The following is a 19,196-nucleotide window of genomic DNA, read 5'->3' as shown; positions in this document are numbered from 1 at the left end:
CCCGGCCTCGCGGATGCCGCCCGCCGGGCCGGGTGAACAGGCACGTAAGAGTGATGACCTGTAAAGATGGCCGGGTGCGCACCGAGGACGTCCTGACCGCCATCGCGACCGGCTTGTGGAGATGGGACAACGCCTCCGGGACGGTCACCCTCGACAACGAGGCCGCCCGGCTGCTCGGGCTGCCCGCCGAGCCCGTGGTGCTGCCGGAGGTCGCCGTACGGTCGCGGTTCCACCCGGTGGACTGGAACGAGATCAACGGCATCGTGAACCTGGCCGTCGCCGAGGGCACGCTCGCCGAGGCCAGGCTGCGGATCATGGACGAGGACGGGCGGGTCCTGCGGACCGTGCGCAGCCGCTCCAAACCGCTGGAGAACCGCGGCGCCGACGGCCGCGTCGACTACGAGCTGATCGGCACCATCCAGGAGATCGCCGAACCGCAGCCCGGCACCACCGCCGCGCACACCCCGATCACCGGTGACTGGCGGCGCTCCCGCGAAGCCTTCCTGCTGGACGCCGGCCGGGCGCTGGCGGAGGCCCGCTCCACGGCGGAGGTGCTGCGGGTCGCGGCCTCGCTGTCCATGCCCGGCTTCAGCCCGGACGGCCTGGCCGTCTTCGGCGTGGCCGGGGACCGGCTGTCGGTCATCGGGCACCACGGGCACGGTCCGGGGGACGAGGGGCCCTTCACGGACATGACGCTGGAGACGGACTACCCGGCCGCGGAGGTCGTCCGTAGCGGCCGGGCGATCTACCTGCCCAGTCCGGAGGACTACAAACGGCGCTTCCCGGCCACCTGGCCGCTCGCCCAGCGCTTCGACCGGGTGTCCTGGGCCTTCCTGCCCCTGATCGTGGCCGGACGGACCATGGGCGCCTGGATGGCCGCCTTCAAGCACCCGGTGTCCTTCTCCCCCGACGAGCGGTCCGTCCTGACCACGGTGGCCCGGATGCTCGCGCAGGCCCTCCAGCGCGCCGGGGTGGCCGAATCGGAGCGGGAACTCACCACGGGCCTGCAGCGGTCGATGATGCCGCAGCTCGGCCCCGAGATCCCCGGCATGCAGATCGCCGCCCGGTACGTCCCGACCGGCGGCGGGCTCCAGGTCGGCGGCGACTGGTACGACATGATCCCGCTGCCATCGGGACGGTTCGCACTGGTCATCGGCGATGTGCAGGGCCACGACGTACGCGCGGCCGGGCTGATGGGCCAGCTGCGGATCGCGGTACGGGCGTACGCCTCCGAGGGCCACCGCCCGGACGCCGTGCTCTCCCGCGCCTCCCGCTTCCTGGCCGGGCTGTGCTCCTCGCAGGAGTCCGATTCCCCCGAGGACCCGGACCTCGACCCCGGCGCCGACCCGGACTTCCAGAGCCCGCGGTTCGCGACCTGCCTGTACGTGGAGTGCGACCCGCGGACCGGACTGCTGGAGGTGGCCCGCGCCGGCCACCCCGACCCAGCGATCCGGATGGCGGACGGCACCGTTCTGATGCGCCCCACGGCGGGCGGCCTCCCCCTCGGGATCGTCCCGGACACCGACTACCCGACCACCCGGTTCACCCTGGAACCCGGCGAGACGATGATGCTGTGCACCGACGGGCTCATCGAGACCGGCGGGCACGACCTGGACACCGGCTGGGCCCGGCTGCGCGCGATCCTGGAGACCGAGACGGAGCTCGACGGCGGCCACCTCGAAAAGCTGGCCGACCTGCTCGTCCAGGCCGTCCACGGGCCGTCCTCGCACCACACCACCGGCCCGCTGGCCGACCGCCGCGAGGACGACATAGCCGTGGTGCTGCTGTGCCGCGAGGGCGGCGGCTGCGGCTGCGGCTCCCCGCAGCTCCACCCCGGCCGGCCGGCCCGCCGCACGATGCTGACCGTGGCCCAGGCCGAACCGGAACGGATCGCGGGCGCCCGCCGCCAGATCCGCGAGCTGCTGCACGACTGGGCCGACCCCGAGCAGGTGGATTCGGCGGTGCTCATGGTCTCCGAGATGGTGACGAACGTACTGGTGCACACCGACGGCGACGCGCTCCTGGTCGCGGAGGCGGCGGGCGAGCTGGGCGGGCGCCGGCTGCGCGTCGAGGTCGCGGACTCCAGCGACGAGCTCCCGCACAAGCGGCACCCCGGCGAGATGGCCTCCAGCGGCCGCGGCGTGCTGCTGATGGAGATGCTGGCCGACGCCTGGGGCGTGGACCCGCAGGGCGAGGGCAAGTCGATCTGGTTCGAACTGCACGAGCAGTCCGAGGAGGACGCCGTCCCGGCGCTCTGAGCCCGTGCACCGGGGGCGGGCTGACGGACCGTGATTGGATACAGCGGTGCCCGATCCCCTCCTGCCCGAGCCCGTGCGGCGGCTCGCCGCCTGGTGCGCGGTCGCCCTGCTCGTGACCGCGGTCCTCGCCGTCGGCGTGTGGCTGTGCATCGTCTTCCAGACCGCCGTCACACCCGTACTGCTGGCCGTGCTCGGCACGGCCCTGCTCGGGCCGATGCACCGGCGCCTGGTCGGCATGAAGATGAACCGCTCGCTCGCCGCGGCCCTGACTTGCCTCGCCGTGGTCGCCGTCGTCGGCGGGGCCACGTACGTCGTCGTCCTCGCGCTCATCGAGACGGGCGATCAGATCGTCGACGCGCTCCGGCGGGCCGGCGAGGCCCTCGCCGAGCACTTCGGGGCGGTCGGCACCTCGCTGGAGGACATCACCGCGAACTCCAAGGACCTGCTCACGAAGTTCGGCAGCACCGCCGCGTCGGGCGTGGTCGCAGGGCTCAGCGTGGTCGGCTCGATGCTCGCGATGGCCCTGCTCTCGCTGGTGCTGATCTTCTTCTTCCTGCGCGACTCCCACCGGGCCGTGGGGACGCTGCGCTCGCTGGTCCCGAACCGGTCGGGCGACCTGATGGAGGCCATGGGGCGGCGCGCCTTCGACGCCGTCGAGGGTTTCATGCGCGGGACCACCTTCGTGGCCCTGGTCGACGCCGTACTGATCGGCGCGGGCCTGCTGATCCTCGACGTACCGGGTGCCCTGGGGCTGGCCTCGCTGGTCTTCGTGACCGCCTACATCCCCTACCTCGGCGCCTTCCTGTCGGGCGCCGTGGCGGTCCTCGTCGCCTTCGCCGACCGGGGCTGGGCCATCGGCCTGTGGGCGCTCGGTCTGGTGCTGGCGGTGCAGATGATCGAGGGGTACGTGCTCCAGCCCCTGGTGCAGAGCCGCACGGTGCAGATGCACCCGGCCGTGGTGATGCTGGCCATCACCGCCGGGGCGAGCATCGCCGGGGTCCTGGGGATGCTGCTGGCGGTACCGCTGACCGCGGCCGTCTTCGGCGTGATCTCGGAACTGCGGGCCCGGTACGGCGACGCGTCGCCGCGGCCCGGGCCCGTGGATCCCGCCTAGCGCAACGGACTCCCCGGGCGGACTCCCTGCCGGGAGACCGTCCGGACCGGTCAGTCCTGCGCGTCGCCCGCGCCTCGGTGGCCGAGCCCCGTGCGGGCGGTGGTGGGGATGCGCCCCAGCCGGCCGGCCTGGAAGTCGTCGAAGGCCTGCTGGAGTTCGTGCTTGCTGTTCATGACGAACGGACCGTAGTGCGCCATCGGCTCCCGGATCGGACGCCCGCCGAGGAGGACGACCTCCAGGTCCGGGGCGCTGGAGTCCTGGGACTCGTCCGCCCGCACCGTGAGCGAGCCGCCCTCGCCGAAGACGGCCGTCTGCCCGGTGTGGACGGGCCTGCGGTCCTCGCCGACCGACCCGCGCCCGGCCAGCACGTACGCCAGGGCGTTGAAGTCCTCGCGCCACGGCAGGGTGATCTGCGCGCCCGGCGTGACGGTCGCGTGGATCATCGTGATCGGGGTGTGGGTGATGCCCGGGCCCTGGTGGCCGTCGAGCTCACCGGCGATCACGCGGAGCAGGGAGCCGCCGTCGGGGGTGGTCAGCAGCTGGACCTGCCCGCCGCCGATGTCCTGGTAGCGCGGGGGCATCATCTTGTCGGAGGCCGGGAGGTTGACCCACAGCTGGAGGCCGTGGAACAGCCCGCCGGACACGACGAGGGACTCCGGCGGAGCCTCGATGTGCAGCAGGCCCGAACCGGCGGTCATCCACTGCGTGTCGCCGCCGTTGATGACACCGCCGCCGCCGTTGCTGTCCTGGTGGACGAAGGTTCCGTCGATCAGGTACGTGACGGTCTCGAAGCCGCGGTGCGGGTGCCACGGGGTGCCCTTGGGCTCGCCCGGGGCGTACTCCACCTCGCCCATCTGGTCCATCATGATGAACGGGTCGAGGTACTGGTAGTTGATCCCCGCGAACGCGCGGCGCACCGGGAATCCCTCACCCTCGAACCCACCGGGAGCGGTGGTGACGGCCAGCACCTTGCGCGGAACGACCGCCTGCGGCTCGGCCACGCGAGGAAGCGTCAACGGGTTCTCAACAGTCACTGCGGGCATGGTCAGGACCTCCTTCTGCATCGAGTTTAGTTGAAACTCGAACTTTCTGCCACACCCGACAGAACGCGCAGGCCCCCGGGGGCATTCCCCCGGGGGCCTGTCGCACAGAAGTGCAGGTCAGCAGTGGTTCATCCCGTACGCGCCCGGGTTGGAGTCGAAGGCCGCCGACGTCCAGACGACCGACGCGGGCACGAAGCCGAAGCGGCCGGTCACGTCTCCGTAGGCCCCGTACCAGGTGGTGCCTTCGTTCTTGGTCCAGCAGTCGAACACGCTCGGGTTGGTCTTCAGCGTGTCCACCCACGGAGCGCCGTAGCTGGCGCCCCGGTACATGTCGACGGGCGCGGCGTTGCCGCAGTACAGCTTCCCGCCGCTCACACCGCACCAGGCGGCCGCCGACGCCTCGGCGGGCGCCGCCGCCAGGACCCCCGTGCCCAGCGCCAGCACCCCCGTGGCCGCCACTGCGCCGAGCTTGGTGCGGATCGGCATACGAGCCATCACTGCCTCCTCGTGGACGAGGCGGGGGACCCCCCGTGGATTCCCCCGCAGCACCGATACTCGGGAGCCGCGACCGCCGCCGCGATCCTTTCGACCACCGCCGAAAGGATCGGCGGCACACGGCGGCTCCCACGAGCCGGGCAGGGCAGGGCGGGGCGGGGCGGGAAAGCCCGGAAGGCGGAAGGTTCCGGCGAGGGAGGTCGGCAGGCCCCGAAAAGGGTGGTCCGGGAGGCGGACTAGCCGTACATCCGGCGCATCGCGAAGTCGACCATCTGCTCTACCGCCTTCGCGTCGAAGACCATCCGGTGGTCGCCCTCCATGTCGAGGACGAAGCCGTACCCGGTCGGCAGCAGGTCGATGACCTCCGCGCCGGTGATCACGAAGTACTTGGACTCCTTGCCGGCGTACCGGCGTAGCTCCTTGAGCGTGGTGAACATCGGGATGACCGGCTGCTGCGTGTTGTGCAGCGCCAGGAAGCCCGGGGTCTCGCCGCGCGGGCAGTAGACCTTCGAGGTGGCGAAGATCTGCTGGAAGTCCTCGGCGGACAGCGACCCGGTCGTGAAGGCCCGCACGGCGTCCGCGAGGGAGGGCGGGGACGGCTCGGGGTACAGCGGCGGCGTCTGCTGCGCGTAGCCCTGCGGGGGCTGCTGCGCATACTGCTGCTGGGCACCCGGGTTCTGGTCGTAGCCGTACATGCGGCCCACCCTACCGAGCGACCGGGACCGTACCGGCCGGTACCGGCCGGTCCCTCCGGGGGCGGGCGGCGGGGGTCGGCCTCAGGCGGGAAGTTCCGCGGCCTTCAGAGCCCGCACGAACGGCCCCCACGCACCGGCCGCGACGATCACTGCGGGCCCGTTCGGCCTCTTCGAGTCCCGGACGGGAACGATCCCGACCAGGCCGTCGGCGACCTCGACGCAGTTGCCTCCATCGCCGTTGCTGTAGCTGCTTTTACGCCAGACAGCAGTACGGAAGTCAGTGCTGTTGGTTGCCATTTCGGTAATCCTCAGCCGCATCCTTGATCCTGGCGAGGGACGCCTCCGGCGGCAATGCGGCGGCCCTGAGCAGATCGTATGCCTTGCGGTACTGCCTCACGAGGGCCGGATCGTCGATCGTCTGGCCGTGGTACGGCCCCTCCGTGTACATCAGCGGCGGTTCGTCATCGAACTCCATGAACAGGAGCGAGAGCTCCATGAAAGGCCGGGTGGGCGCGTTCCACAGCATGAGCTGTGGAACGATGCGGTTGCGATCCGCCAGGGCGGCGATGCGGTCCAGTTGTTCGACCATCTCAGCTGGCGGGAGGATCGGTTCGCGAATCACGGACTCATGAAGGATGACCCAGTACTCCGGCTTCTTCGGGTCGTCAAAGAGCTTGGCCCGCCCCAGGCGCTGACTGATCTTCGCGTCGACCTCTTCCTTGAGGTCCAGGGAATGCGTGGACCGGATGACCGCGCGTGCGTACGACTCGGTCTGGAGCAGACCGGGAATGAGCGCGCTGTTCCACTCCTCGATGGCCCGCGCCCGCGTCTCAGCCTCCGCGACCGGCGCGAAGTACTCCGCATGTGCGCCCTTCCGGGCCTTCCGAACGTCCTCGCAGCGCCGCTCGAAGAAGCCGTCCGTCCGCAGCACTTGATCCACATGCCGCGCCAGATCAACCGGCATCCGGCGCTGAGCACGCTCGATCTCACTCAGGTAGCTCACGCCGTAGAAGCTTCCTTCCACCGTCTGCTGAAGCGTGAGCCCTGCTTCCTCCCGCCTCCAGCGCAGCTCCTTGCCGTAGAAGGCCGGAACGCTCTCGGAGCCGTCGATGTCCTTGCTCGCGGCCACAATCGCCCGCCTTCCACACTTCGCACCGTGGAGCCAGAAACCCTTCCACGGTACGCCGACCGCCGCCAGGCTGTGAGCAGTTCGTCACAGTCCGCACATGCCGGAACAGGAAGGCCCCCATGAGCGACCACACCCACGACCGCGAGGCCATCGAGGCGCTCACCCGGCTCCGCGCCGCCCTCGCCGCGCACGGCATCACGCTGCCCTCCCTCGACCTCCACCTCCCCTCCTACGCCAGTAGCCACCGCACCCCGCCCCTGATCGCCCTCGGCAACTGCAACCCGGCCACCGCCCGGCTCCTCGCCACCGCCCTGGGCGACCGGTGAACGACCTCACCATCCGGCTGCTCGCCGCCCCGAAGGCGGCCCGGCTCCTGCGGCACGCCGTGCGCGAGCACCTCGGGGACGGTCGGGCCTGCCCCGACGCGGAGCTCTGCGTCAGCGAGCTGCTGGCCAACGTGATCATCCACCTCGGCGAAGGCACGCCCGTCACCCTGCGGATCACCGGAAGGGCAACCCGTACGCGGGTCGAGCTCACCGATCCCGAGCCGCGGGTGTGGCCCGTACCGCGGCAGGCGACCGACGGCGACGAGTCCGGGCGGGGGCTGGCCCTGCTCGACGCCGTAGCCCTGCGCTGGGGCGTCGAGCAGGGCCCGGACAGCAAGACCGTCTGGTGCGAGCTTTGACGCTGGTCACATTGCCCGCCAAGGGTTGCGCCTTATTACCCGCGGGTAGCATCATTACGTTACCGATTGGTATGTACGAGGAACCTGTCTCCCCGAGCCTTAACGGAGCCGTCGCCATGGGGCACTACAAGTCGAATCTCCGCGACATCGAGTTCAACCTCTTCGAGGTGCTCGGCCGCGACAAGCTGTACGGCACCGGTCCGTTCGAGGAGATGGACACCGAGACCGCCAAGAGCGTCCTGTCCGAGCTCACCCGCCTCGCCGAGAACGAGCTGGCCGAGTCCTTCACGGACGCCGACCGCAACCCGCCGGTCTTCGACCCGGCCACCAACACCGCGCCGGTCCCGGCCTCCTTCAAGAAGAGCTACGAAGCCTTCATGGACTCGGAGTACTGGCGCCTGGGCCTGCCCGAGGAGATCGGCGGCACCACCTCGCCCCGCTCCCTCATCTGGGCCTACGCGGAGCTGCTGCTCGGCTCGAACCCGGCCATCTGGATGTACTCCTCCGGCCCGGCGTTCGCCGGCATCCTCTTCGAAGAGGGCAACGAGGCGCAGAAGAAGGTCGCGCAGATAGCCGTCGAGAAGCGCTGGGGCTCCACCATGGTCCTCACCGAGCCGGACGCCGGCTCGGACGTCGGCGCCGGCCGCACCAAGGCGATCCAGCAGGCCGACGGCTCCTGGCACATCGAGGGCGTGAAGCGGTTCATCACCTCCGGTGAGCACGACATGGAGGAGAACATCCTCCACTACGTCCTCGCGCGCCCCGAGGGCCACGGCCCGGGCACCAAGGGCCTGTCCCTCTTCCTCGTCCCGAAGTTCCACTTCGACTGGGAGACCGGCGAGCTGGGCGAGCGCAACGGCGTCTACGCGACGAACGTCGAGCACAAGATGGGCCTCAAGGCCTCCAACACGTGCGAGATGACCTTCGGCGACCAGCACCCCGCCAAGGGCTGGCTGATCGGCGACAAGCACGACGGCATCCGCCAGATGTTCATGATCATCGAGTTCGCCCGGATGATGGTCGGCACGAAGGCCATCGCCACCCTCTCCACCGGCTACCTCAACGCGCTGGAGTACGCCAAGGAGCGCGTGCAGGGCCCGGACCTGGCCAACTTCATGGACAAGACCGCGCCCAAGGTCACCATCACGCACCACCCCGACGTGCGCCGCTCGCTCATGACGCAGAAGGCGTACGCCGAGGGCATGCGCGCCCTCGTCCTGTACACCGCCTCCGTCCAGGACGAGATCCAGCTGACGCAGGCCGCGGGCGAGGACGCCTCGTCCCTCATCGGCCTGAACGACCTGCTCCTGCCGATCGTGAAGGGCTACGGCTCGGAGAAGTCGTACGAGCAGCTCGCGCAGTCCCTGCAGACCTTCGGCGGCTCCGGTTACCTCCAGGAGTACCCGATCGAGCAGTACATCCGCGACGCCAAGATCGACACCCTCTACGAGGGCACCACGGCCATCCAGGGCCAGGACTTCTTCTTCCGGAAGATCGTCCGCGACCAGGGCGCCTCCCTGAACGTCCTCTCCGAGACGATCAAGAAGTTCCTGGCCGAGGCCGTCGGCGGCGAGGAGCTCGCCGGCGCCCGCGACGCGCTCGCCAAGGCCGCCGTGGACCTGGAGGCCATCGTCGGCCAGATGATCGTCGACCTCACCGCCACCGGCGAGGACGTCAAGAACATCTACAAGGTCGGCCAGAACACCACCCGCCTGCTGATGGCCTCCGGCGACGTGGTCGTCGGATACCTGCTGCTCAAGGGCGCGGCCGTGGCCGCCGAGAAGCTGGGAGGCGCCTCCCCCAAGGACGTGCCGTTCTACACCGGCAAGATCGCCGCCGCGAAGTTCTTCGCCGCGGAGGTCCTCCCGGGCGTCTCGGTCCAGCGCCAGCTGGCCGAGGTCGTCGACAACTCCCTCATGGAGCTCGACGAGGCCGCGTTCTAACCCGCACCGCGCACCGAACGTCCAGCGGCCGGGTCCTCCGCACGGGGGCCCGGCCGCTGCCGTACCTCGCCACAGGCCTGTGTCCTGCGGCTTTCCCCCGTTGTCGGTCGTTCATGGGACGCTCGTACGCATGAGTCCACAGGATCAGCACGGCAGCAGGGGGTACTCCGTCCCCACCGGGCGGCCGTACGCCCTCAAGGAGCTGCAGGCGAGCCTGGGCAGCCTCGGCGACCACCTGCGCGAGCTGTACGACGGCTCGCACCCCGCCGAGTACGACGGGATCGCCGACGCCCTCTACGTGGCCTTCCAGACCGCCGCCGGGCTGGCACCCGCCAAGAGCTACACCGGCTGCCCCGAGCACCCCAACGGCGCCCTCGACCCCGAGGCGCCCGAAGGCTGGGGCCGCTGCCTCATCTGCAACGACCGGCGGCGCCTCGGCCGGCGGCTGCAGGGCGGCCGGACGGCCGGACCCGCCGGGGAGCAGCGGCGCCTCGGCTACCCCGTGCCCGAGGGCCCGTACACGCTGCCGGCCCTGCGCGCGTGCCTGCGTACGGTCGAGGACCAGCGCTTCCACCTCAGCCTGTCCTCACCCGCCGAGGACTTCGTCCGCATCGCCGACGACCTCCACCGCGCCTTCATCGTCGCGCGCGAACTGTCCCGGCCCCGCAACGCCTCGGGCTGCTCCGAGCACCCCGGTGCGCCCATCGATCCCGACGCACCCCCCGGCGAGGCCTGTATCTTCTGCGCCGGACGCAAGAGACGCGCGCAGCGCTCCGCGCAGACCCCGGAGATGCTCCCGCGCATCCGCCGGGGCGAGCGCAGACAACTGCACCGCAGATTCGAGCGCCCGCCGGGCTGAGAATCGACGCGACCGCAGATCACACACCCCGCGGTCCCCGACCCTCGGCTATCCGCCGCAGTCCGGCCATGGCGTACACGACCGTCGTTAAGGTGAACCACATGAGCTCTCCCGCCCGCTTCGACCGCGGCCACACCGACGATCTGATGACCTTCCTGACGGCCAGTCCGTCGCCGTACCACGCCGTGGCCAACGCGGCCGAGCGGCTGGAAAAGGCAGGTTTCAGGCAGTTGTCGGAAACGGACGCCTGGGATGCGGGCACCGGGGGCAAGTTCGTGCTCCGCGGCGGCGCGCTCATCGCCTGGTTCGTCCCCGAAGGCACGGCCGCGCACACCCCGTTCCGGATCGTCGGCGCGCACACCGACTCGCCCAACCTGCGGGTCAAGCCGCTGCCCGACACGGGCTCACAGGGCTGGCGGCAGATCGCCGTCGAGATCTACGGCGGCACCCTGCTCAACACCTGGCTCGACCGCGACCTCGGCCTCGCCGGCCGGCTGACCCTGCGGGACGGCACCGAGCGCCTGGTGAACGTGGACCGCGCGCTGCTGCGCGTCCCCCAACTCGCCGTACACCTCGACCGGTCGGTGAACAGCGACGGCCTCAAGCTCGACAAGCAGCGGCACATGCAGCCCATTTGGGGTTTGGGAGATGTCCAGGAAGGCGACCTGATCGCGTTCCTGGAGGAGGAAGAGGGCCTGGAGCAGGGCTCGGTGGCCGGCTGGGACCTGATGGTCCACTCGATCGAGCCCCCCGCCTACCTCGGCCGCGACCGCGAACTGCTCGCCGGTCCCCGGATGGACAACCTGCTGTCGGTGCACGCGGGCGTCGCCGCGCTGGCGGCCGCGTCCACCGCCGGGAAGCTCGACCACATCCCTGTGCTGGCCGCCTTCGACCACGAGGAGAACGGCTCGCAGTCGGACACCGGCGCGGACGGGCCGCTCCTGGGGAACGTGCTGGAACGTTCAGTCTTCGCGCGCGGGGGCTCGTACGAGGACCGGGCGCGCGCCTTCGCGGGCACCATCTGCCTGTCCTCCGACACCGGGCACGCCGTACACCCCAACTACGCGGAGCGGCACGACCCTTCGCACCACCCGCGGGCCAACGGCGGACCGATCCTGAAGGTCAACGTCAACCAGCGGTACGCGACGGACGGCAGCGGGCGCGCGGTGTTCGCCAGCGCCTGCGAGCGGGCCGGCGTGCCGTGGCAGACCTTCGTCTCCAACAACTCGATGCCGTGCGGCACGACGATCGGCCCGATCACGGCCGCCCGCCACGGCATCCAGACCGTCGACATCGGCGTCGCGATCCTCTCGATGCACAGCGCCCGCGAACTGTGCGGCGCGGACGACCCGTTCCTGCTGGCGAACGCCCTGCTGGCCTTCCTGGAGGACTGAGCCCCCAGGAAGGCCGCGCGCCGCGGCGCCACCGGGTTCGCGGTCCGGGCTACCCCTCGTCGTCCATCCCGGCGAGGACGAGGGGCAGCCGGGCGGCGCCGCCGTCGGTGACGCGCACGGGTACCCCCCAGTCCTGCTGGTGGACGTGGCAGGCCGGGTACTCGTTGGCCGGATCGTCGTCGCAGGACGCCGCCATCGCGGAGACGTGCAGCACGCCCTCGGTGACGTCCGGGTTCAGCGCGAGCTCCCGGAACAGGTCGGTCCCGGCGCCTTCGCCGCCGGCGAGGAGCTCGGGCGGGGTCGAGGAGACCAGCAGGCGCGTCGAGGGCCCGTAGCGGGTGTCGAGCTTCTGCCCGCTCGGGGCCTGGAAGACCACGTCGAGGCGGAGCGTGCCCGGGGCCACCTCGGTGGCGGCGCGCTGGGTCCGATGGGCGACCGAGTCCACCCGTACCGCCTCCTCCGGGAGGCGCAGCCGGGTCAGCCGGTGCCGGGCGGACTCGACGACCACGATGTCGTCGTCGACCAGCACGGCGTCGCTCGGCTCGCGCAGGTCGGTGGCGAGCGTCGAAACCTCGCCGGTGGCGGGGTCGTAGCGGCGCAGCGCGTGGTTGTACGTGTCACACACCGCGACCGAGCCGTCGGGCAGGGCGGTCACCCCGAGCGGGTGCTGGAGCAGGGCCTGGCCCGCGTCCCCGTCCCGGTGGCCGAAGTCGAAGAGCCCGGTACCGACGGCGGACACGACCTCGTAGCCGGTGCCGGTGCCGGTGGGGTGGACGTACCGCAGGGCGCTCGTCTCGGAGTCGGCGATCCACAGCCGGTCCCCGGCGGCCGCGAGGCCGGAGGGCTGGGCGAACCAGGCCTCGGCGGCGGGCCCGTCGAGGAGTCCCTCGTTGGTCGTCCCGGCCGCGACCTCGACCGTGTTGGTCTGCGGGTCCCAGGTCCACAGCTGGTGGACGCCGGCCATCGCGATCCACACCCGGCCCTGCCACCAGGCCACGTCCCACGGCGAGGACAGGTCCACCTCCAGCGCGGAGCCGGAGGTGGGCGAGCCCTGCCACCACTGCCGGCCGGTGCCGGCCACGGTCTCGACGGTCCCGGTGGCCGGGTCGAAGCGGCGCAGCGCGTGATTGACCGTGTCGGCGACGACGACGGTCCCGTCGGGCAGCAGCGCCAGCCCCTGCGGCTCGCTGAAGCTGTCGGAGGTGAAGCCGCGCTTCCCGCTGCCGACGCGCCGTACGACGCTCTCCCCGTCGGCGGCCAGCTCCACGAGCTGGTGCCGCGTCGAGTCCGACACCAGGAAGTTCCCGGAGGGCAGGAGCAGCGCCTTCCCGGGGAACCGCAGGTCGCTCGCCACGGCCTCGGGCGCCACGTACGGCCCGTCGCCGCGCCGCAGCGTCCCCTTGGCCTCGTGCACGGCCTCCAGCTCCTCGACGAGCCGCTCGATGGCGTGCGCGTGCCCTTCACCGGCGTGCTGCGCGACGACGTACCCCTCGGGGTCGATCACGACGAGCGTGGGCCAGGCCCGTACGGCGTACTGCTTCCAGGTCGCGAGCTCCGGGTCGTCCAGCACGGGGTGGTGCACCTCGTACCGCTCGACGGCATCGACGACGGAGGCGTGCTCGGCCTCGTGCGCGAACTTCGGCGAGTGCACGCCGATGATCACGACGGTGTCGCGGTGCTTCTCCTCCAGCTCGCGCAGCTCGTCGAGGACGTGCAGGCAGTTGATGCAGCAGAAGGTCCAAAAATCGACAACAACGCACTTACCTCGCAGGTCGGCGAGGCTCAGCTCTTTGCCCCCGGTGTTCAGCCAGCCCCCCTTGCCGATCAGCTCGGGGGCACGGACACGGGCACGTCGGCGGGGCGCGGGCGCGGGGGTGGGCGCCGGGGCAGCATCGTTCATGTTTCAAGCTTGCCACCCCCGGACACGTGCACCCGCAGGGGTGACGACGGGCGGCGGGACCCCGTGGGAGTCTGGTCGCAGTAAGCAAAGGAGGAGGCGTCCGGAATGACCACCGCGCACGACTACAGCGAGGGCATCGATCCCGAGCGCGCCCTGAAGTACGCCATCCAGCACCACAGCGGAGACCGCACCGAGATCGTGGAAGGGGTCATCAGCAACGTGACGCCGAGCTGGGACCACGAGAACGCAGCCGAAGAGATTCGCGATCAGATCCGGCCGCGGGTCAAGGAACTGGACTGCGTCACCGGCTCTGGCAACCTGGACCTGCCAGGCTCGCCGAATTGGTACGTGCCTGATCTTGCCGTCGTTCCCAAGGCGCTGGCGAAGGGGGGCAGCGCCCTCCTGCCGGACCAGGTGCTGCTCGTCGTCGAGGTCACCTCCGAGTCCAACGCCGAAACCGATCGCGTCGTCAAGCGCAAGCGGTACGCGGAGTACGGCGCGCCCCTCTACCTGCTGGTCGACCGCATGGAGAAGACGGTCACGGTGTTCACCGACCCCGGGCGGCTCGGATACACGAAGGTGGACGGTCCGCACCCGTTCGGGACGCCGGTGCGGCTGCCGGAGCCGTTCGGGATCGACCTCGACACCAGCGGGCTCTAGGTCGTGATCACCCGGTAGCGTGCGTGTACGTGACAGCCACCACGCCGCCGAGCGGGCGGATATTCGATGCCGTGAACGCCACCGCCGTCCGGAGCACGGCCCAGTTGCGGGAGCTCTACGAGGAGCCGAGCGAGCTGGTCCGGCGCAAGGCCGTGGACCGGATCCACGACGCCGCCCGTGCGGTCATCGGGCGATCGTCGTTGGTGTTCGTCGCGAGCGCCGGCGCCGACGGCCGCTGCGACGTGACGCCCCGGGGCGGTCCGCCCGGATTCGTGGCCGTCCTGGACGAGTTCACCCTCGCCATTCCCGACGCCACCGGCAACAAGCGGCTCGACTCCTCCCACAACATCGTGGAGACGGGCCGGGCCGGGCTGATCTTCGTCATCCCCGGCCGGGCCACGACGCTGCGCGTGAACGGAAGGGCCTGCGTGTCCGCCGATCCGCGTCTGCTGGAGCAGCTGACCGCCGTCGGCAAGCCCCCGCGCAGCGCGATCGTGGTGGAGGTCGAGGAGGCCTACCAGCACTGCCCGAAGGCATTCCTGCGCAGCGACGCGTGGAAGCCCGCGCAGTGGCTCGCCGAGGACGCCGTTCCGAGCTCCGCCGAGGTCACGCTCTCCCACCTGGATCTCCCCGGTCTGACGATCGAGGAGATCCAGCGGCACGAGCGCGAGTCCCTGCTCCACCGCTACGAGTAGTCGAAAAGGGCGCTCAGGCGCGGCAGCCGGGCCGTGATCTCGTCCTCGTCGTCGAAGTCGAAGTCCCAGGACGGGTCCAGGGGCGGGTAGCTGATCGTGAAGGAGTCCGAGGGGAGTTCGTGGCCGGTGGCGGCCTCGTACGCGGTCCAGGCGATGGACAGCGCCTCCTCGTCCCACAGCTCCAGGCCCTGCGCCGCGGCCTCGCGGACCGGCGGGTGGGCCGCCAGGGAGTCGGGGTCGGCCAGGGCCGCCTCGAAGGCCGCCTCGCCCTGGGTGAGCAGCCAGCCCCGGAAGTAGTCGAAGCCGTCGTCCGAGCAGCCGCCGTTGATCACGTAGGCCGCGGCCCAGAGCGGGCTGCGGTAGGACTCCGCCAGCAGGTCCCACAGCACCTGCTGGGCCGCGGCTATCTCCGCCTCCGGGAGGCGGGCGAGCAGCGCCGCCGCGTGCTCCGCCACCTGGTCGTCCGGCGCCTGCGCGCGGGCCGTGTCGATCAGCTTCCAGAAGGTCTGCTTGTCCATGGACCGAGCCTCGCACCCGCCTCTGACATCAGGTCAGGAAGGAGTGGAGAGATTCCGTGAGCGATGTGATGAAGCGGTCCTGGACGTCGGCCGGGACGAGGTCCAGGGAGAGGTACGGGTTCAGGTCCTCCAGCTCGACCAGCAGGAGTTCGCCCGAAGGGGCCCGGCAGGCGTCCACCCGCTGGATGCCGTGGGAGAGGGTGTTCCAGGCGACGAAGGCGCGGGCGAAGGCCAGGTCCGCGTCGGTCGGGGCGTAGGGCACGAGCTCCCAGCGCCGGGCCGGGTCGGGTGCGTAGAGGGCGTACTGGAAGGCGTCGTCGACGAAGTAGAAGGACACCTCGTACGCGAAGTCGATGCGCGGCTGGATGAGGATCTCCCCCGCCGGGCCGGTCGGGTCGGCGGTGAAGGTGAGGCCGATGGAGTCGGCGCCCTGCTTGGGCTTGACCGCGTACTGGGGCACCTGCGGCAGCTCCGGCAGCCGCGCCGGGTCGTCGATCGTCGGGATCACCGGGTAGCCGGCGGCCGTCAGGTCGAGGAGGTACTGCTTGCCCGCCATGTCGCCGCGGCCGGTCAGCGGGTTGTAGACCCGGGTGCCGGCGGCGAGCGCGGCGGCGCGGAAGGAGTCGTAGGCCTGCTGGTAGTGCAGGACCGGGCCGCTGTTGCGGACGATCACCGCGTCGAAGCCCAGCGGCAGGAGTGCCTCCGCGTCCTCGGGGTGGCACAGGGCCAGGTCGAAGCGGGCGCGCAGCCGGGACGTGAGGAATATGTCCTCGTCGCAGTACCGGCGGCCGCGCGCCGGGTACGCCAGGTCGGTCACGTAGAGCAGAGGCATGACGGCAACCTATCGCGGGCACGGATCAGCGCACGAAATGCCTCGTAAGGGACAAAGTACTGGCAATCGGGAGCCCTTAGGACCCTCAGGACTGAGAGGCCACCGCGACGATGCCGTAGACCAACCCCGGGGCCGCGCACAGGCCGATCACGCCCGCGATGCCGGCCCGAACCCGGGCCCCCACCGGGTGGCGGCGGGGGTCGGCGCCGCGGGCCAGCAGCAACAGCACGGCCGACGGGATCATCAGGAACATGCCGATGAGGAAGAGGACGAGGCCGGCGGACGGCAAGGGCGGCTTGATCCTGGGCGTGGAGAAGATCCAGGGCCGCGAGTTCGCCGCGAGCGCCGAGGTCAGCGGCTACGTGCTGGACGCCCGGCTGCTGATGGACGTACTCGGCAGCCTCAAGATGCCCGGTTCCTGGTTCCAGGTCTGGTGCAAGCTGGTGTCGCTGCAGAACGCGAACCGCGCCGACGACCAGGCCTCGTTCACGGAGGCCGCCGACAGGTTCGTCGCAGTTCTTCGCCCACGTCGGCTGGATGCGCACCGCCAAGCGCGGCGTCCTCCAGCTGAACCCGTGGCTGACGATGGCCGGCACCTCCGGCGAGCAGGAGAAGTGGCAGAAGCTCTGGAATACCGCCGAGGGCCCGGCCTGTGTCATCCCGCACGCCGACTACCCCGCCGAGTGGCGCCAGGCCCGAGAGGCGGAGAAGAAGGCCGCCGAGGCCGCCCGTCGCAAGGAGAAGGTCGTCACGCTCCGGCAGCGGCGCCCCGTGCGCAAGGCGAGCGCGTGATCTCGCGCGGCATATCCTCGTTGTTGCAGCGTCGACCTGATCGGAAGTGGTGAGGCTCCGTGAGCAGCTCTTACGTCCCCAGCCCTCCCACAGAGGCACCCGTCGAGATCCCCCGTGCTGTTCTGCGCCTCCTGGCCCTGGTCGACATCACCACCGCCGGCCGCCGCGTCCTGGACGAGCTGATGTACCTGAGCGACCCAGAGACCGGCACCGCCGCGATCAGCCAGAACGAGATGTGCGCCGAGCTGGGCGCCAGCAAGCCCACCGTGAACCGCGGCTTCAAGGAGCTGCGCGAGTGCGGACTCGCCTGGAGCCTGGAAGACGGCCTCTACCAACTCCACCCGCTGCTTACCGGCGGCAAAGCCTCCTCCCCCGTCATGCCGATCCCGGAGATCAAGGCCGCCGAACCCGAGCGCTTCACCGAGCAGCGACGGGCCCGGTACGCCGCCCAGGTGGCCAACCTCGCCGCCGCCGGCTGACACCCCACCGAGGGCCACGACAGGCCCTCCAGCGGCCTCCCGACCCCGCGAAGCCGCCAAGGCGCTGCACCCCAGGTGCAGCGCTTTCTTCGTACCCGCGATCAAGCCGGTAGCACTAGCTAAACCGGCTTGTTCTGGGGCAGCAGAACAACCAGCAGGCGAACCCCGCGGTCCGGCGTTGAGCGAGAACGGCGGCCGGTAGCACCAGGTGAACCGGCTTGTTCTGGTTCTCCAGAACAAGCCATGCCGCCGTTGCTAGTGTTCTGAGTCTTGAGTTCTGTTCAGATGTGTAGGGTTGGCCTATGGCGCGGATGGGGCGGCCGAAGGCCGAGTTGACGCTGTCGGACGAGGAACGGGTCGCACTGGAGGGGTGGGTGCGGCGTCGTTCCACGCCGCAGGCGTGGGCTTTGCGGTGCCGGATCATCCTGGCCTGCGCCGAGGGTGTCTCGAACAAGGACGTGGCCGTCCGTCTCGGATCAACGCCTCAGGCGGTCGGCCGTTGGCGGGCCCGTTTCGTGCAGTACCGGATCGCGGGCCTGGGAGACATGCCGCGTTCCGGCGGCCCCAGATCGGTGACGGACGAGCAGGTTGCCGCGGTGGTCACCAGGACCTTGGAGTCCAAGCCGAAGAACGCGACGCAGTGGTCGACGCGGTCGATGGCGAAGGAAATGGGCCTGTCCCAGTCCTCGGTCTCACGGATCTGGCGGGCGTTCGGCCTGCAGCCGCACCGCTCGGAGACCTTCAAGCTGTCGACCGACCCGTACTTCGTCGACAAGGTCCACGATGTCGTCGGCCTCTATCTGGACCCGCCCGAGCGGGCGCTGGTGTTCTGCGTGGACGAGAAGTCGCAGATCCAGGCCCTGGACCGGTCCCAGCCGGTGCTGCCGATGATGCCCGGGGTCCCGGAGCGGTCAACGCACGACTACGTCCGGGCCGGCACGACCACCCTGTTCGCCGCACTCAACGTGGCCACCGGCAAGGTGATCGGCTCCCTGCACCGCCGCCATCGGGCCGAGGAGTTCAAGAAGTTCCTGGTCAAGCTCGACAAGGAAGTGCCGGCAGGCCTGGACGTCCATCTGATCTGCGACAACTACGCCACCCACAAGACCCCGGACATCAAGAAGTGGCTGCTCGGCCACCCCCGGTTCCACCTGCACTTCACCCCGACCGGGTCGTCCTGGCTGAACCTGGTCGAGCGATGGTTCGCCGAACTCACCAACAAGCAGATACGGCGAGGCGTCCACAAGTCAGTCCAGGCCCTCGAGAAGGACATCCGTGACTGGATCGCCGCCTGGAACACCGACCCCAAGCCCTACGTCTGGACCAAGACCGCAGACGAGATCCTCGAACGCCTCGCCAGCTATCTGAACAGAATTCCCGACTCAGAAGACTAGGAAGCCGCAGGCGGGCAGCCCGTAGGAGCGTTCCCGGGGCCGGCCGCCGCGAGCAGCACGTCGGTGGCAGCGCCCGTGAACGCGTAGCCGCCCCGGGTGCAACTGCTGTCTGCTGCACGGCGTGCCCGGCCGTGCAGCACGCCCGGAGGCGCCGGGTCAGTTCTGGCAGATCGTAGGCAGGGAAGCTGACCTGCAGGAGGCGCAGGGCGAACTCCGACGGCTGGTCGCCCTGAAACATTGCCGCGTCCATCGGCTTGATCTTCACGTCCCAGGCGTCGGGGGCGGCCCAGTGCGTCATCCGCACGTAGAAG

At 70.5% G+C, this 19,196-nt stretch carries 21 protein-coding genes; 12 read left to right on the top strand and 9 right to left on the bottom strand.

The genetic code is table 11. The annotated features are described in order from the left end of the window. Positions 1 to 74: 74 nt before the first annotated feature. Complete coding sequence (locus tag OG737_RS15140) at positions 75 to 2,258, top strand: SpoIIE family protein phosphatase (RefSeq protein ID WP_328930355.1); 2,184 nt, start codon at positions 75 to 77, stop codon at positions 2,256 to 2,258. Between the two features lie 46 nt (positions 2,259 to 2,304). Further along, on the top strand, positions 2,305 to 3,372 hold the full coding sequence (locus OG737_RS15135; protein WP_328926698.1) for an AI-2E family transporter: 1,068 nt from the start codon (positions 2,305 to 2,307) through the stop codon (positions 3,370 to 3,372). 50 nt (positions 3,373 to 3,422) lie between these two features. Here the strand turns inward: OG737_RS15135 and OG737_RS15130 are convergent, their stop codons facing one another. The 5 genes from OG737_RS15130 to OG737_RS15110 all read right to left on the bottom strand — a co-directional run bounded on the left by OG737_RS15130 (position 3,423) and on the right by OG737_RS15110 (position 6,734). Beyond that, positions 3,423 to 4,415 (bottom strand): pirin family protein, encoded by a 993-nt coding sequence (locus OG737_RS15130; RefSeq protein ID WP_328926697.1) that lies wholly within the window; start codon positions 4,413 to 4,415, stop codon positions 3,423 to 3,425. Positions 4,416 to 4,532: 117 nt separating this feature from the next. Beyond that, on the bottom strand, positions 4,533 to 4,910 hold the full coding sequence (locus OG737_RS15125; protein WP_328926696.1) for a hypothetical protein: 378 nt from the start codon (positions 4,908 to 4,910) through the stop codon (positions 4,533 to 4,535). A gap of 236 nt (positions 4,911 to 5,146) precedes the next feature. Further along, positions 5,147 to 5,605, bottom strand: a complete 459-nt coding sequence (locus OG737_RS15120; RefSeq protein WP_328926694.1) for an SseB family protein — start codon at positions 5,603 to 5,605, stop codon at positions 5,147 to 5,149. An 81-nt stretch (positions 5,606 to 5,686) separates the two neighbouring features. Next, positions 5,687 to 5,902 (bottom strand): DUF397 domain-containing protein, encoded by a 216-nt coding sequence (locus tag OG737_RS15115; protein ID WP_328926693.1) that lies wholly within the window; start codon positions 5,900 to 5,902, stop codon positions 5,687 to 5,689. Then, a complete protein-coding gene (locus tag OG737_RS15110) occupies positions 5,883 to 6,734 on the bottom strand; it encodes a helix-turn-helix transcriptional regulator (protein WP_405921618.1) in 852 nt (283 codons plus the stop codon). Before OG737_RS15110 ends, OG737_RS15115 begins: the two co-directional genes overlap by 20 nt. A gap of 119 nt (positions 6,735 to 6,853) precedes the next feature. On the opposite strand from OG737_RS15110, the gene OG737_RS15105 reads away from it, so the two are divergent. From OG737_RS15105 to OG737_RS15085, 5 genes are all read left to right on the top strand, one after another. Then, positions 6,854 to 7,060 carry a hypothetical protein gene (locus OG737_RS15105; protein WP_328926691.1) on the top strand — a complete coding sequence of 69 codons (207 nt, stop codon included), beginning with the start codon at positions 6,854 to 6,856 and terminating at the stop codon, positions 7,058 to 7,060. Then, positions 7,057 to 7,419, top strand: a complete 363-nt coding sequence (locus OG737_RS15100) for an ATP-binding protein (RefSeq protein WP_328926690.1) — start codon at positions 7,057 to 7,059, stop codon at positions 7,417 to 7,419. The genes OG737_RS15105 and OG737_RS15100 overlap by 4 nt, the downstream gene beginning before the upstream one ends. Before the next feature lie 116 nt (positions 7,420 to 7,535). Next, entirely contained in the window at positions 7,536 to 9,362 is a 1,827-nt protein-coding gene (locus OG737_RS15095) for an acyl-CoA dehydrogenase (RefSeq protein WP_328926689.1), read from the top strand. Positions 9,363 to 9,492: 130 nt separating this feature from the next. Then, entirely contained in the window at positions 9,493 to 10,221 is a 729-nt protein-coding gene (locus OG737_RS15090) for a hypothetical protein (protein ID WP_328926688.1), read from the top strand. 101 nt (positions 10,222 to 10,322) lie between these two features. Further along, the gene (locus OG737_RS15085; RefSeq protein WP_328926687.1) at positions 10,323 to 11,615 is read left to right on the top strand and encodes a M18 family aminopeptidase; all 1,293 of its coding nucleotides are present in this window, start codon (positions 10,323 to 10,325) and stop codon (positions 11,613 to 11,615) included. A 49-nt stretch (positions 11,616 to 11,664) separates the two neighbouring features. On the opposite strand, the gene OG737_RS15080 is transcribed toward OG737_RS15085, so the two are convergent. Beyond that, positions 11,665 to 13,515, bottom strand: a complete 1,851-nt coding sequence (locus OG737_RS15080; protein WP_328926686.1) for an NHL domain-containing thioredoxin family protein — start codon at positions 13,513 to 13,515, stop codon at positions 11,665 to 11,667. A gap of 105 nt (positions 13,516 to 13,620) precedes the next feature. Here OG737_RS15080 and OG737_RS15075 point away from each other — a divergent pair, with 105 nt between their 5' ends. After that, positions 13,621 to 14,175 (top strand): Uma2 family endonuclease, encoded by a 555-nt coding sequence (locus OG737_RS15075; RefSeq protein ID WP_328926685.1) that lies wholly within the window; start codon positions 13,621 to 13,623, stop codon positions 14,173 to 14,175. Positions 14,176 to 14,204: 29 nt separating this feature from the next. Continuing rightward, entirely contained in the window at positions 14,205 to 14,870 is a 666-nt protein-coding gene (locus tag OG737_RS15070; protein ID WP_328926684.1) for an MSMEG_1061 family FMN-dependent PPOX-type flavoprotein, read from the top strand. On the opposite strand, the gene OG737_RS15065 is transcribed toward OG737_RS15070, so the two are convergent. From OG737_RS15065 to OG737_RS15055, 3 genes are all read right to left on the bottom strand, one after another. Further along, on the bottom strand, positions 14,861 to 15,388 hold the full coding sequence (locus OG737_RS15065; protein WP_328926683.1) for a DUF4240 domain-containing protein: 528 nt from the start codon (positions 15,386 to 15,388) through the stop codon (positions 14,861 to 14,863). The genes OG737_RS15070 and OG737_RS15065 overlap by 10 nt on opposite strands. A gap of 28 nt (positions 15,389 to 15,416) precedes the next feature. Beyond that, positions 15,417 to 16,220: a hypothetical protein gene (locus tag OG737_RS15060; protein WP_328926682.1), complete on the bottom strand. Its 804-nt coding sequence runs from the start codon at positions 16,218 to 16,220 to the stop codon at positions 15,417 to 15,419. Between the two features lie 85 nt (positions 16,221 to 16,305). Next, positions 16,306 to 16,509 (bottom strand): hypothetical protein, encoded by a 204-nt coding sequence (locus OG737_RS15055; RefSeq protein ID WP_328926681.1) that lies wholly within the window; start codon positions 16,507 to 16,509, stop codon positions 16,306 to 16,308. A gap of 248 nt (positions 16,510 to 16,757) precedes the next feature. On the opposite strand from OG737_RS15055, the gene OG737_RS15050 reads away from it, so the two are divergent. The 3 genes from OG737_RS15050 (at position 16,758) to OG737_RS15040 (ending at position 18,885) form a co-directional block, all read left to right on the top strand. After that, a complete protein-coding gene (locus tag OG737_RS15050) occupies positions 16,758 to 17,012 on the top strand; it encodes a hypothetical protein (RefSeq protein ID WP_328926680.1) in 255 nt (84 codons plus the stop codon). Between the two features lie 59 nt (positions 17,013 to 17,071). Beyond that, complete coding sequence (locus tag OG737_RS15045) at positions 17,072 to 17,491, top strand: helix-turn-helix domain-containing protein (protein WP_328926679.1); 420 nt, start codon at positions 17,072 to 17,074, stop codon at positions 17,489 to 17,491. Between the two features lie 311 nt (positions 17,492 to 17,802). Further along, the gene (locus tag OG737_RS15040; protein WP_328930173.1) at positions 17,803 to 18,885 is read left to right on the top strand and encodes an IS630 family transposase; all 1,083 of its coding nucleotides are present in this window, start codon (positions 17,803 to 17,805) and stop codon (positions 18,883 to 18,885) included. Positions 18,886 to 19,196 lie beyond the last annotated feature (311 nt).

This window comes from Streptomyces sp. NBC_00122, assembly GCF_045160845.1.
GTDB lineage: Bacteria > Actinomycetota > Actinomycetes > Streptomycetales > Streptomycetaceae > Streptomyces.
The sequence above is the reverse complement of the archived record's forward strand: the minus strand, read 5'-3'. Positions and strand labels throughout refer to the sequence as shown.

What these genes read in the sequence shown, in the direction of transcription:
- OG737_RS15130 (WP_328926697.1), bottom strand. Translation starts at nt 4,415, where the DNA reads ATGCCCGCAGTGACTGTTGAGAACCCGTTGACGCTTCCTCGCGTGGCC.
- OG737_RS15125 (WP_328926696.1), bottom strand. Translation starts at nt 4,910, where the DNA reads ATGGCTCGTATGCCGATCCGCACCAAGCTCGGCGCAGTGGCGGCCACG.
- OG737_RS15120 (WP_328926694.1), bottom strand. Translation starts at nt 5,605, where the DNA reads ATGTACGGCTACGACCAGAACCCGGGTGCCCAGCAGCAGTATGCGCAG.
- OG737_RS15115 (WP_328926693.1), bottom strand. Translation starts at nt 5,902, where the DNA reads ATGGCAACCAACAGCACTGACTTCCGTACTGCTGTCTGGCGTAAAAGC.
- OG737_RS15105 (WP_328926691.1), top strand. Translation starts at nt 6,854, where the DNA reads ATGAGCGACCACACCCACGACCGCGAGGCCATCGAGGCGCTCACCCGG.
- OG737_RS15095 (WP_328926689.1), top strand. Translation starts at nt 7,536, where the DNA reads ATGGGGCACTACAAGTCGAATCTCCGCGACATCGAGTTCAACCTCTTC.
- OG737_RS15090 (WP_328926688.1), top strand. Translation starts at nt 9,493, where the DNA reads ATGAGTCCACAGGATCAGCACGGCAGCAGGGGGTACTCCGTCCCCACC.
- OG737_RS15085 (WP_328926687.1), top strand. Translation starts at nt 10,323, where the DNA reads ATGAGCTCTCCCGCCCGCTTCGACCGCGGCCACACCGACGATCTGATG.
- OG737_RS15080 (WP_328926686.1), bottom strand. Translation starts at nt 13,515, where the DNA reads ATGAACGATGCTGCCCCGGCGCCCACCCCCGCGCCCGCGCCCCGCCGA.
- OG737_RS15075 (WP_328926685.1), top strand. Translation starts at nt 13,621, where the DNA reads ATGACCACCGCGCACGACTACAGCGAGGGCATCGATCCCGAGCGCGCC.
- OG737_RS15065 (WP_328926683.1), bottom strand. Translation starts at nt 15,388, where the DNA reads ATGGACAAGCAGACCTTCTGGAAGCTGATCGACACGGCCCGCGCGCAG.
- OG737_RS15060 (WP_328926682.1), bottom strand. Translation starts at nt 16,220, where the DNA reads ATGCCTCTGCTCTACGTGACCGACCTGGCGTACCCGGCGCGCGGCCGC.
- OG737_RS15050 (WP_328926680.1), top strand. Translation starts at nt 16,758, where the DNA reads ATGCGCACCGCCAAGCGCGGCGTCCTCCAGCTGAACCCGTGGCTGACG.
- OG737_RS15040 (WP_328930173.1), top strand. Translation starts at nt 17,803, where the DNA reads ATGGGGCGGCCGAAGGCCGAGTTGACGCTGTCGGACGAGGAACGGGTC.